The following is a 12,967-nucleotide window of genomic DNA, read 5'->3' on the forward strand; positions in this document are numbered from 1 at the left end:
TGGTCTCCATGGATCGGCGGTAATTTTACCCCGCATCGGGTGCGAGCGGTGGCTGGACATCCAGCACTGTAAACTCTAGGGATAGTTAAAGAGTTTTTTGGAAGTTATCTGATGCTCTTAAGTTTCGGCGCTTGGACACAGTACTTACCGAATACCGTATTCGTTACGAAATATCGTACTGACTTTTTGCCGAAATGGTGTTTGAAAGTCGCGATTTCGCAGTGTGTCGATGATTAATTTAGTGTTAAATCAATTTGTTACATTGTTTTGGTTGCCGTTTTCAATAATTGGCATGCTTAATGGTTTATGTAAGTTATCCAATACTAAGCCAGGGAGATGTCAGGAATATCTGACCCGTTCAAATCGAAAGCGCTTTGTTTAATTCGTGACTCGAAAAAACTACTAGACTAAGTCGGTTTGTTATAGGCGTAATGCAGAGGTAAAAAGATCCTGCGGTGAACGAGGGTTCGAGCCGATTGCGTGAAGGTGTGATGGATGCATTGCATCGCTACTGTCGAGTGAAGGTAACAATGTCATTACTAGCGAGGTGAGAAAATGGCGGATTTATCAGGGTTGTTAAGTGAGTTAAGTCCCGACAACCCATGTGGAGAGAATCTTGAATACGACAATGCTCGCGTGGCGCTGGATACCGATATTCAGGGTACGCCGGAGAACCAGTTTAGCGGAGAAAAAGCGATACCGCCCAACTGGCGGGACGTAAACAAGCAAGCGATTGCGTTATTGCAAAAATCTAGAGACTTGCAGGTGATTTTGTACTTGATCAGGTCATTAATTCCCCTAGAGGGAATTTGTGGATTTCGCGATGGATTGCAGTATTTGGGTGAGGCGGTAAACCTATATTGGGATTCCATCCACCCGCAATTAGATGCGGATGACGGTTTCGACCCGACGATGCGGATCAATATCCTTGAAGAATTGATAAATTTTGACTGGATATTAAGGCCATTGAGCCAAGCGATGCTGGTGGAGTCTAAAGCCGTTGGTCGGTTTAGCTTAAGGGATATTCATTATGCCACTGATAAAATCGATACACCGGACGGTGTGGAAAAGCCAGATATTAGTGCGATCAAGGCAGCTTTTTTGGATGTGGATAGCGAGGCTTTGAACGCGGCGTATCAGGCGGTAATCGAATGCATTCGTAGTATTGATCAATTGGACACGTTTGTCGGGGAAAAAGTTGGGATTGGCCAAGGAGCGAATTTATCGGCATTAAAAACACTCCTGAAGGACATCCTTTATCAATATGAACAATTCGGCGGTACTAGGTTAGGAGATGCTGAGTCGGAACAGGGGGAGCTTGAGAGCGGCAATACGGAGGTTGTGGCTGGTGATGGGTCTGTTAAAGTGAAGCCAATATCCGGAGTGATAGAGTCGCGGCAGGATGTATTGCGAACCCTGGACATGCTCTGCAAGTACTACACCGACTTTGAACCATCCAGTCCCGTGCCGATATTGCTAAAACGCGCTAAACACCTTGTGACGGCGGATTTCATGGAAATAGTCCAAAATTTGATGCCCGATGCACTTTCGCAAATAGATGCTATAAAAGGTCCTGATCCAAGCTAAATTTTTTGGGGTCGTTAATCATAAGTAATTGGAGAATAAAATGGCAGAAAGCAGTCAGAAGTTTATACAACGAAACCGAGCTCCCCGTGTGCAGATTGAATACGATGTTGAGGTCTATGGTTCCGAGAAAAAGGTGCAGTTGCCATTCGTTATGGGGGTGCTGTCCGACTTGTCAGGCAAGCCCAGCGAGCCTTTACCCCCAATTGCGGATAGGAAATTGCTCGAAATCGATGTCGATAATTTCAATGAAAGATTGAAATCGATGAAGCCCAGAGCTGCGTTTCAGGTGGCTAACACCCTTACTGGTGAAGGTAATCTGAACGTCGATATTACTTTTGAGAGCATGGATGATTTTTCACCGGCGGCGGTTGCCAAGAAAGTAGCCGGTTTGGATAAGGTGTTAGAGGCCAGAACCCAATTGTCCAATTTAATTACGTATATGGACGGTAAGACCGGAGCCGAGGAACTAATCACCAAACTAATTAACGATCCCGCTTTATTGCAGACCTTGGCCTCATCGGCAAAACCAACCGAAGCCAAAGCTGGTGGTGAAGGCTCTGAAGGAACAGGGGAATAACTCATGGCCGAATTAGATACCCAAACCCAACAAGGTGCGACTCAGACACTTGAGCTCGACGATTTTTCGGCTCTGTTGTCGAAGGAATTCAAGCCCGGCACTGAAGCAGCGAATCAGGTCACTACTGCGGTGGCTACGTTGGCGCAATATGCGTTGCAGGATGTTTCAAAAGTGTCCGATGATGCAATCAAGAGCATTCAGGCCATCATCGCGGAGCTGGATCAAAAGATCTCCGAACAGTTGAGTCTAGTATTGCATAATCCCGATTTTCAAAAACTGGAAGGGGCTTGGCGGGGCCTGCATTATCTGGTGAACAACACCGAAACCGATGAGATGCTGAAAATCAAAGTCTTGAACGTTTCGAAAAACGAGTTAGGTAAAACTTTGAAGAAATTCAAAGGTACCGCCTGGGATCAGAGTCCGTTATTCAAGAAGTTGTATGAAGAGGAGTTTGGCACTTTTGGCGGCGAACCGTTCGGCTGTCTGGTTGGCGATTATCACTTCGACCATAGTCCGCCGGATGTTGAGTTACTGGGCGAGATGGCGAAAATAAGCGCTGCTGCGCACACGCCATTCCTGTCCGGTGTGGCGCCGGCGGTGCTACAGATGGACAGTTGGTCAGAGTTAGCCAATCCGCGCGATTTGACCAAGATTTTCCAAACCCCTGAGTATGCTGCCTGGCGTTCGTTGCGAGATTCAGAAGATTCACGTTATCTCGGTTTAGCGATGCCGCGATTCCTGAGTCGTTTGCCTTATGGTTCTAAAACCGACCCGGTCGATGAATTCGATTTCGAAGAAGATACCTCCGGCGCCGATAGTACTAAATACACTTGGTCCAATGCGGCTTACGCTATGGCGGTTAATATCAATCGCTCATTCAAAATGTACGGTTGGTGTTCACGGATTCGCGGTATCGAATCCGGCGGTGCGGTGGAAGGTTTGCCGGTGCACAGCTTTCCGACTGATGACGGCGGCGTGGATATGAAATGTCCAACCGAGATCGCGATTACCGATCGGCGCGAAGCGGAATTGGCAAAAAGTGGCTTCATGCCTTTGATACATAAGAAAAATAGCGATTTCGCCGCGTTTATCGGTGCGCAATCATTGCAAAAACCCGCCGAATACGACGATCCGGATGCGACGGCCAACGCCAATTTGGCGGCACGCTTGCCCTATTTGTTTGCGACTTGCCGTTTCGCCCATTACCTGAAGTGCATCGTGCGGGACAAAATCGGTTCCTTCAAAGAGCGTGATGCGATGCAAATATGGCTGACCGATTGGGTGAAAAACTACGTGGACCCCAACCCGGCGATGTCGGATGACTTAACCAAGTCCCGTAAGCCCTTGTCTGCCGCCGAGGTAGTAGTGGAAGAGGTGGAAGGCAACCCCGGTTATTACACCTCGAAGTTTTACCTAAGACCGCACTATCAGTTGGAAGGGCTTACTGTATCGTTGCGATTGGTTTCCAAGTTACCGTCAGTAAAAGGCGGTTAATTGACTGGCCAGTGCTGTCGAGTATTCAAGGAGGCGTGTGTATGGGATGATTTTGTTTCAAAAAAGAGCAGTATTATTTTAAGTTCGATTGTTTATTAATTAAAAGTAAGGAGAAGGTCATGGCAGTAGATATGTTTATTAAAATCGATAATATCAAAGGTGAGTCCAAAGATAAGGCTCATGAAGGTGAAACCGATGTGTTGGCTTGGAGTTGGGGCTTATCCCAATCCGGCACTATGCATATTGGCGGCGGCGGCGGCGCAGGTAAGGTAAATGTGCAGGATATTAGCTTTACCAAATGGATGGATAAAGGCAGTACCGATCTGATGTTGGCTTGCTGTAAAGGTACGCATATTCCAAAAGCGGTTTTGGTGGTTCGCAAAGCCGGCGATAAACCCTTGGAATATCTAACCATCACCATGGAAGAAGTGCTTGTTGCGTCGATCAATACCGGAGGTTCGGGTGGTGAAGATCGCTTGACTGAAAATGTCACGCTTAATTTTGCAAAGGTAAAAGTTAAATATATCGAGCAAACCGAGAAAGGTGCAGGAGGCGATAAGCCGGATATGTCCTGGAATATCCAGTCTAACGTCACTTACTAAGCGTTGTCTGGGTCGACTTACGCGTCTGTCCGTAAGGGTGGACGCGTCCTTTTTTATATCGGATTCTAAATTCAAATGACTACAAGCACCGCCGAAATGAGTTTGAAAGAAGGGCGTCTGGATGAAACGCTGGCGCTCTTACAAGATCAGGTCCGAAAAAATCCCGATGTAGCCAAGCATCGGGTTTTTCTTTTTCAGTTATTGGCACTCAACGGTCAGTGGGATAGGGCCTTGAATCAGCTGAATGTCTGCGGCAATCTGGATCCGTCAAATCTAGCGATGGTACAGACGTATCGAGAGGCTATCCGTTGCGAGATGCTTAGGGAAAAGATTTTCCTGGGTGAAACGTCACCGTTGGTCTTTGGTGAGCCGGAACAATGGATCGCACTGCTGATAGAGGCAGGTAAGTTATCGGCCGAGGCGCGCTACGAACAGGCGGGCGAACTTCGCGATCAGGCTTTCGAATTGGCGCCGGCCATTTCAGGTTCCTTTAACGGTAGTGAGTTTGACTGGATCGCCGACTCCGATACTCGTATCGGTCCAGTGGTGGAGGCGATAGTCAATGGCCGGTATTACTGGATACCATTTTCTCGGATCGCCAGAATCCAGATCGAAGCACCTAGCGATTTACGCGACTTGGTTTGGTTGCCAGCCCAATTTACCTGGGTTAACGGTGGCACTGCTTTTGGCTTGATTCCTTCTCGCTATCCAGGTTCTGATAAGGCGGAGGATGCCATGCTGCGCTTGGCCCGCAAAACCGAATGGATCGAATTGCCTGCCGGACATTACCATGGCTTGGGACAGCGGATTTTGGTCACAGACCAAGGCGAGCACGCGTTATTCGACGCTCGCGAGTTGATTTTTAACTCAGATGTATCGGTTGACCATGGCTGAACTGGCTGCCACGGAGCGTCTGCAACCTTCACTGCTGGACCGGCTAACTGACAATGCGCCGGGCAATTCGGTCGAATCGGGCGAACAGCGGGTGCTGTCTTATCGGCAACTGCGGCAAAGTGCGTTAAGAGATTTAGGCTGGTTGTTGAATACTACTGCTTTCGAGGCATTGCAGGATTTGTCCGATGCCCCTTATGTTGCGCGATCAGTCATAAACTATGGTATTCCTGCGTTGTCCGGTACGAATCTTAGTGGCACTGATGTCGGAAAGCTGGAACGCAAAATCAGACAAGCCATTGTCGACTTCGAGCCGAGGATATTAGCCGCCTCATTAAAAGTAAATGTGGCGATGGCTGATGAAGCGATGAGTCAGAAGGCCGTTTGTTTCAAAATCGAAGGCGACCTATGGGCTCAACCACTGCCGGTGCATTTGTATATCCGTAGTGATCTGGATCTGGAAACCGGCGAAGTGACGGTAAAGGATTTGGGGGGTTAACAGATGGATCCGCGCCTACTCAAATACTATAACCGAGAGCTTCAGCACGTTCGTGAAGTTGGTGCGGAGTTTGCCAGTGAATTCCCCAAGATCGCCGGACGCTTGGGATTGGATACCTTTGAGTGCACCGATCCTTACGTTGAACGGCTGTTTGAAGGTTTTGCCTTCATGGCTGCGCGGGTACAGTTAAAAGTCGATTCCGAATTCCCTAATTTTACGCAGCATCTGCTGGATATTATTTATCCGCATTATTTGTCAGCTACCCCTTCCATGACCGTTGTCGAGTTCAAGCCGGATTTAAGTGAAGAGGGCTTGGCGGCTGGACTGGTTATCCCCAAAGGCACCGCATTACGTAGCTTAGTGGCCAAGGGCGAGCAGACGGCTTGTGAATATCGAACAGCCCAGTCGTTACAACTGTTTCCACTTGAAGTTAGCCAGTTGGAATATTTACCGACCCTGGCGGCTATTTCCAGCAGTGGCTTGTCGTCGACGAAATACCAGAGTCAGGTAAAGGCGGCGCTACGCATCGTGCTGCGCACCACTACCGGTGCTAAGTTCAACCAATTGGCGCTGGATAAACTGACGCTGTTTCTTCGGGGCTCCGGTAGCACTCCCTATCGTTTATATGAACAATTTTTAGCTAACAGTAAAGCCGTCGCCTGCAAATTTAAGCAGGGCCCGTCGATTGTCGTTAAGTTTGCCGATGGGCGTTTGATTCGCGGCGTAGGTTTTGAGCCGGATGAGGCGTTGATACAGCAAACACCGCGCTCCTTTGATGGTTATCGGATTTTGCAGGAATATTTCGCTTTCCCGGAGCGTTACCTGTTCGCCGAACTTAGCGGGTTATCGGGCTTAATTGCAGAATGCGAAAGCGACGAAATTGAGCTATTTGTGTTGTTAGACCGCAGTGACGCACAGTTGATTAATGCCGTGGATAAAACCAATCTGGCCTTGTTTTGCGTACCGGCCGTCAATTTGTTTCCGAAGCGTGCGGACAGAATTCGCGTCGATCATCGCCAGTCGGAATACCATCTGGTTGTTGATCGCGGTCGGCCAATGGATTATGAAGTGTTCAGCGTCAAACAGGTCGAAGGCTTTGGTAGTGGCCAGAGTGTGGAACAAACGTTTTTACCGTTTTACGGGTCAAAGACGGCGTTTCACAGCCAAACGGAAACAGCGTTCTACACACTGCGCCGTCAAAAACGGGTTCTATCGACAAAGCAGCGCCGCAAGGGTGTACGCTCCAGTTACATCGGTAGCGAAGTCTTCATTTCTCTGGTCGATGCCGCGCAGGCGCCTTATTCGGTCAATTTAAGCCAATTAGGTCTGGAAACCCTGTGTACTAACCGCGATTTGCCGCTGGTGATGCCAATTGGGCTTGGCGATACGGATTTTACTTTGCAAATTAGTGCACCGGTCAAATCGATACGTAGTATCGCCGGGCCGACGCGGCCGTTGCCGGCCGCTTACGAAGCCGATACGGTTTGGCGTTTGATCAATCATCTGTCCCTGAATTATTTGTCGTTGCTTGATAACGATGCCAATACCGGTGCAACGGCCTTGCGGGAGCTGTTAAGTTTGTACGCGAATAATCGCGAGCCGGCAATCAAAAAACAAATTGAGGGCGTGATCTCGGTCAATGCTAAAAATGTGGTCAGACGCATCGATTCCAAAGGGCCTATGGTATTCGGCAGGGGCTTGGAAATTACGGTATTGTTCGACGAATCGGCTTTTGAAGGCGGAGGGTATTTTCTGTTGGGTGTGGTATTGGAGCAGTTCTTTGCCCGTTATGTGTCGATTAATTCCTTCATAGAAACGGTGATACGTACAACGGACCGTGGTGAGGTGGCCCGATGGCCAGTGAGAATCGGACGCCGCCACACGTTTTAATGACCGATCTGGAACAGGCTGCTCAAGGCTTCGATTTTTTCGAGGCAGTCCGTCTTATCGAATGTTTGAATGCCGATAAGCCCAGGTTGGGCTCTAGCGTTAAAGTCGGTGACGATCCGTTACGTTTTGCCCAAGAGCCGGAGCTGGAGTTTTCGCCTTCCACAATTGCCAGTTATGTCAATCATGACCGCATCTCCGAGCGGCCGCGGTTGGCTGTTAATTTTCTAGGTCTGTTTGGTCCGAACGGCCCTATGCCGCTGCATTTGACCGAATATGTCAGAGAGCGGTTGCGTCATCATCACGACCCCACTTTTGCCCGCTTTGCCGATATTTTCCATCATCGGATGATCAGCTTGTTTTATCGGGCTTGGGCCAACGCCCGGCCCACTGTGCAATATGATAGGCCGGAAACCGACCGCTTCGGCTTTTATGTCGGCGCTATGCTGGGTGTCGCTGGCGAGGCACATCAGGACCGCGATGCACTAGCCGATAGAGCCAAGTTATTTTATGCCGGACATTTTGCCGCCCAAACCAAGCACCCGGCCGGTTTGCAGTCTATTATTGCCGATGTGCTTAATGTGCAGGTGCGCATCGATGAATTCGTCGGCGAGTGGATGGATATCCAGCTTAGCGATCAAACTCGCCTGGGTGTCAGCGCCGATATAGCCTGCCTGGGGCAAACGGCGTTGCTGGGAGCGGCAGTCTGGGGATGTCAGCATAAATTCAATATCGCGTTGGGGCCCTTACGTTTGCCGCAATACTTGGCGTTGTTGCCTGGGGGCGAGGGCTTGCCGCAGCTGGTGGCCATCGTCCGAAATTATGTCGGCGACGAATACGTGTGGGATGCGCAATTGATACTGGAGAAATTTCAAGTGCCAAACGAACTGGTCTTAGGCAAAGTTGATGCATGCAATGACCTGAGCATGAACGGCGATGCCCAACTGGGCTGGAGTATGTGGTTAGGGCCGCGTCACAAGTACAGCGATGCCGATGATTTGCGGCTGAACCCGTTCATTACCCTGGCTGTCGAGTGACAAACAATTTGTAAACTTTTACCGATAGGACATAAACCATGGCAGAAATTAGCCGAGTCAAGCTGTTTGGGAAATTAAACCGGGTCTGTTACAAAGCCATTGAAGGGGCGACCGTATTTTGTAAGTTGCGCGGCAATCCCTACGTCGAACTGGTGCACTGGGTGAGCCAGTTGTTGCAACTGCCCGATTCGGATTTGCATAGATTGATTAAGCATTACAGCCTGGATTCGTCGGTGATTGCCAGGGATGTGACGAATGCATTAGACCGCTTGCCGCGCGGCTCGACGGCGATTTCCGATTTTTCCCCGCACATTGAGGAAAGCGTCGAGCGTGGCTGGGTTTACGGCACCTTGATGTTCGGTGAAAGCCAAGTGCGTACCGGCCATTTGCTGGTGGGCTTGCTGAAAACCAAATCGCTGCGCAACGAAATGCTGGGTATCTCCAAGGAGTTTGAAAAAATTAAACCGGATTTGCTGTCCGACGAATTGGCTGGTGTGACCGCCGGTTCGCCGGAAGACGGTTTGTCGGCAACCGACGGTTTTCAAGGCGGTGCCGCGCCCGGCGAAGCTAGCGGCGCCATCGCCCCGGCGGCGATGGGCAAACAGGAAGCGTTGAAACAGTTTACCGTAGATCTCACCGAGCAGGCCCGCAATGGCAAGATTGATCCCATTGTCGGCCGCGACGAAGAAATTAGGCAAGTCATCGACATTTTGATGCGTCGTCGGCAAAACAACCCCATTCTGACCGGCGAGGCCGGTGTTGGTAAAACCGCAGTGGTAGAAGGTTTTGCGTTAAAGATTGTGGCTGGTGACGTGCCGCCTTCGCTACGCGATGTGACACTGCGCACCCTGGATGTTGGATTGCTGCAAGCTGGCGCCAGCATGAAAGGCGAATTCGAAAATCGCCTGCGCCAAGTCATCGAAGAAGTGCAGTCCTCGCCCAAACCGATCATCTTATTCATCGACGAAGCTCACACCCTGGTTGGCGCCGGTGGCGCTGCAGGCACCGGCGATGCGGCCAATCTTTTAAAGCCTGCCTTGGCACGCGGCGCGCTGCGTACTGTCGCAGCCACCACTTGGGCGGAATACAAGAAGCATATCGAAAAAGATCCCGCTTTGACGCGTCGATTCCAGGTTGTGCAGGTGCTGGAACCCAGCGAAGAGAAAGCGATTCGGATGATGCGTGGCGTGGTGACGGTGCAGGAAAAGCATCATCAAGTGCTGATCCTGGATGAGGCGCTGGAAGCGGCGGTCAAATTGTCGCATCGTTATATTCCTGCCCGGCAACTGCCGGACAAGGCGGTCAGTCTGCTGGACACCGCTTGCGCACGGGTTGGCATCAGTCAACACGCGGTACCGGCGGAAGTTGACGATTGCCGTAAACGCATCGAAGCGCTGGAAACCGAATTGGCGATCATCGGCCGGGAAAAGACGGTGGGTGTGGAAGTAAGCGGCCGCGAACAATTGGCAAACGAGAAGCTCGATGTGGAAAAACAGCGCTTAGCCGAACTGGATGTGCGCTGGAATGCCGAGAAAGAGTTGGTCGGCAAGATTCTGGACTTGCGTGCCAAACTGAGAGCGGCGGGCCATGCCGTGGACAGCGTCACGCCAGCAGCTGGCGCATCGGAACAACAACCCGGCACCGAAGCTGAGGACCGCCAAGCATCGCTTACCGAATTGAAAGCCTTGCAATCCCAATTGCATGAACAACAAGGCGAGTCACCGTTAATCCTGCCGACTGTCGATCAACAAGCCGTCGGCGCGGTGGTACAGGATTGGACCGGTATTCCGGTCGGGCGAATGGTCAAGAACGAAATTGAAACTGTATTGAAACTGGCGGATTTACTGGAACAGCGCATCATCGGGCAACGCCACGCGCTGGAGATGATCGCCAAGCGTATCCAGACTTCCCGAGCCGGTCTGGACAATCCCAACAAGCCGATCGGTGTCTTCATGCTGGCAGGCACATCCGGGGTTGGCAAAACCGAAACCGCGTTAGCGCTGGCGGAAACTCTGTATGGCGGCGAGCAAAATGTCATCACCATCAATATGAGCGAGTACCAGGAAGCGCATACCGTTTCCACGCTGAAAGGTGCGCCTCCAGGCTATGTCGGTTACGGCGAGGGCGGAGTGCTGACCGAAGCGGTAAGGCGACGTCCGTATAGCGTGGTGTTGTTGGACGAAGTGGAAAAAGCCCACCCCGACGTCCACGAAATCTTCTTTCAAGTGTTCGATAAAGGCTGGATGGAAGACGGCGAAGGCCGGGTGATCGACTTTAAGAACACGCTGATCCTGCTGACTACCAACGCCGGTACCGATTTGATCTCGGGTTTATGTGCCGATCCGGAATTGATGCCGGAGCCGGAAGGCATCGCCAAGGCCTTGCGCGAGCCCTTGTTAAAAGTATTCCCGCCCGCTCTGTTAGGTCGGCTGGTAGTGATTCCTTACTATCCTTTGACCGACGAAATGATAGGCGCGATTGCCAGACTGCAATTGGGCCGGATCAAAAAACGCATTGCCGAAAGCCACAAAGTGCCGTTCAGCTACGACGACGAGGTGATCAAACTGATCGCCAGCCGCTGCACCGAACTGGAAAGTGGCGGACGGATGATAGATGCGATCCTGACCAATACTGTATTACCCAACATCAGCGCTGAATTTTTGACGCGCATGGTAGAGGGTAAAACTATTGGGCGAGTGCATGTGACGGTAATCGATGGGGAATTTGTCTATGAGTTTGAATAGCGTCGTCAACCACCATCAAGCGATCGCCTGCGAGATAATTTAATTAACAATTTGACCGAAAGGGGGGTGTATATGGCAACGCAATTGACATTCGACAATTTATTTTCTGCTGTTTATTCAACAACCGCAACGGCAGTCAAAACAAAAGATTTCACTCGATCAGACCCTTGGGTTGTTTTGATGCCAAGGTTCGCAACCTTGTGCAGTGCCTCGTTCGAGGCTTCTCATGCTTCCTGTCTTGAGGACTTTCGACGTATAGGTACTCAAAAAATTACGACTGCAGGATCGTATGGGGCCTTTATATTGAGTTCGTGCGGCTTATCAACAACTTCGACAGATACGGCGACCAATGCCCAATCCGAGCGGCTTGCGGCCTTGGAATTGCTTTATCACACTTATTACCATTCGACCAAAGGCAAAGAATCGGTATGGATTGTTTCTATCCCGACTAATTACTCGACGTGGCCGCATACTCGGTTTAAAAATGCTACTGTGGGCGACATACTGATCGCTTTAAACGGAGGCTTAGCAGAAAAGTTTTCGCTTGAAGACCGTAAACATATCGCCACGGCGGCTCAAACCGGACTAGCCTGGACGTTAAAAGCACTGGTAGTGCTTGACGATCTTAGTTCCGGCGGAAATGCCATGACGTTGCTCAAGCGTTGGTTTGGTGACAACACTACAACTGAAATCCAATTGACTAACTTCGTCGCTAATTTGCGCGCCGGTTTACGTAAAGTGGCGAATAAACTCAACGGAGGAACAGCGGTGGTTACCGATTTTGTCCCCATTCGTGGTTCTACCGAAGTTGACGATCAAAAAGCACGTAAGGCCAATGCGTTTGTTGTCGCGGCCGAGGCCCAGAACGTTATCTACATCGAGGAAGGTTTTTTCTCAGTAGGTGCGAAAAACGTCTTTCAAACTCGCTCACACCATTGGGCGCGCATCATGGTTCACGAAATGACTCACCGGGAAGCGGCGACGGAAGATAAACGTTACGGTTGGGCAGGAATCGGGCCTTCGACTGGCAAAATTTCCCCTGCAGATGCCATGGTGAATGCCGATAGCTGGGCCATTTTTGTGGCGGATGCGGCCGGCGCAATGACAGTAGGTGATATTTCTAGAGCCACCAATGGTGCGTGATGCAAATTATTGCGCGAATTGCTTTGCTTACTGCCGGATTGATAGTCGCTTGCGACAGTCGGCAGAATACAGCCAACCATTCCCAACCTCGAAACAAGGAGACTCCAATGTCCGATTCAAAGTTGATAATAAGCTCGTTTGATAGTTCCCCCCGCCGGAAGTGCCCCCGTTGATCCGCGACGGTAAACGATACGTTCAACGACTGGGTTCGTTTGATGACAGCATTGGTCAAAGTGGAGGGTTGCTTGACGTTTTTGACGACACGACGGGTAAGCTAATTACCACGATCAAGGTTTACGAAAATTCGCGAAACCCGGATATTGAGGGTGATGTTCAGGACATATTTTTCGAATCCATGGAATTTGACGGTACTGGTAACTTGGTCATTACGGATGAAGTGGGTCGGCGGTTTTTAGTTGATACCAACAAACTCAACTCTGTGCCCATGCCTTGACAAACTACCGTCAACTAACTCTTATTTGGCAGGACGGATTTTATAAAAATCC

11 protein-coding genes are annotated in these 12,967 nt (G+C 50.3%); all 11 read left to right on the plus strand.

From position 1 onward, the window contains the following. Positions 1 to 555 precede the first annotated feature (555 nt). The 11 genes from tssA to EBA_RS01330 all read left to right on the plus strand — a co-directional run bounded on the left by tssA (position 556) and on the right by EBA_RS01330 (position 12,915). On the plus strand, positions 556 to 1,587 hold the full coding sequence (tssA, locus tag EBA_RS01280; RefSeq protein WP_192372495.1) for a type VI secretion system protein TssA: 1,032 nt from the start codon (positions 556 to 558) through the stop codon (positions 1,585 to 1,587). Positions 1,588 to 1,627: 40 nt separating this feature from the next. Beyond that, positions 1,628 to 2,164, plus strand: coding sequence for a type VI secretion system contractile sheath small subunit (gene tssB / locus EBA_RS01285; protein WP_192372497.1), 537 nt, complete (start codon positions 1,628 to 1,630; stop codon positions 2,162 to 2,164). A 3-nt stretch (positions 2,165 to 2,167) separates the two neighbouring features. Then, positions 2,168 to 3,658, plus strand: coding sequence for a type VI secretion system contractile sheath large subunit (gene tssC / locus EBA_RS01290; RefSeq protein WP_192372499.1), 1,491 nt, complete (start codon positions 2,168 to 2,170; stop codon positions 3,656 to 3,658). A gap of 119 nt (positions 3,659 to 3,777) precedes the next feature. After that, entirely contained in the window at positions 3,778 to 4,260 is a 483-nt protein-coding gene (locus EBA_RS01295; RefSeq protein WP_192372501.1) for an Hcp family type VI secretion system effector, read from the plus strand. Positions 4,261 to 4,335: 75 nt separating this feature from the next. Beyond that, on the plus strand, positions 4,336 to 5,154 hold the full coding sequence (locus tag EBA_RS01300) for a type VI secretion system accessory protein TagJ (RefSeq protein WP_192372503.1): 819 nt from the start codon (positions 4,336 to 4,338) through the stop codon (positions 5,152 to 5,154). Then, positions 5,147 to 5,650 carry a type VI secretion system baseplate subunit TssE gene (tssE, locus tag EBA_RS01305; RefSeq protein ID WP_192372505.1) on the plus strand — a complete coding sequence of 168 codons (504 nt, stop codon included), beginning with the start codon at positions 5,147 to 5,149 and terminating at the stop codon, positions 5,648 to 5,650. Before EBA_RS01300 ends, tssE begins: the two co-directional genes overlap by 8 nt. 3 nt (positions 5,651 to 5,653) lie before the next feature. Next, positions 5,654 to 7,540: a type VI secretion system baseplate subunit TssF gene (gene tssF, locus EBA_RS01310; protein WP_192372508.1), complete on the plus strand. Its 1,887-nt coding sequence runs from the start codon at positions 5,654 to 5,656 to the stop codon at positions 7,538 to 7,540. Then, a complete protein-coding gene (gene tssG, locus EBA_RS01315) occupies positions 7,504 to 8,574 on the plus strand; it encodes a type VI secretion system baseplate subunit TssG (protein ID WP_192372510.1) in 1,071 nt (356 codons plus the stop codon). Before tssF ends, tssG begins: the two co-directional genes overlap by 37 nt. A gap of 38 nt (positions 8,575 to 8,612) precedes the next feature. Continuing rightward, complete coding sequence (gene tssH, locus EBA_RS01320; RefSeq protein ID WP_192372512.1) at positions 8,613 to 11,318, plus strand: type VI secretion system ATPase TssH; 2,706 nt, start codon at positions 8,613 to 8,615, stop codon at positions 11,316 to 11,318. A gap of 72 nt (positions 11,319 to 11,390) precedes the next feature. After that, positions 11,391 to 12,461 carry a M35 family metallo-endopeptidase gene (locus EBA_RS01325; RefSeq protein ID WP_192372514.1) on the plus strand — a complete coding sequence of 357 codons (1,071 nt, stop codon included), beginning with the start codon at positions 11,391 to 11,393 and terminating at the stop codon, positions 12,459 to 12,461. Between the two features lie 169 nt (positions 12,462 to 12,630). Further along, a complete protein-coding gene (locus EBA_RS01330) occupies positions 12,631 to 12,915 on the plus strand; it encodes a hypothetical protein (protein ID WP_192372516.1) in 285 nt (94 codons plus the stop codon). Positions 12,916 to 12,967 lie beyond the last annotated feature (52 nt).

The sequence above is a fragment of the Methylomonas albis genome, assembly GCF_014850955.1.
GTDB lineage: Bacteria > Pseudomonadota > Gammaproteobacteria > Methylococcales > Methylomonadaceae > Methylomonas > Methylomonas albis.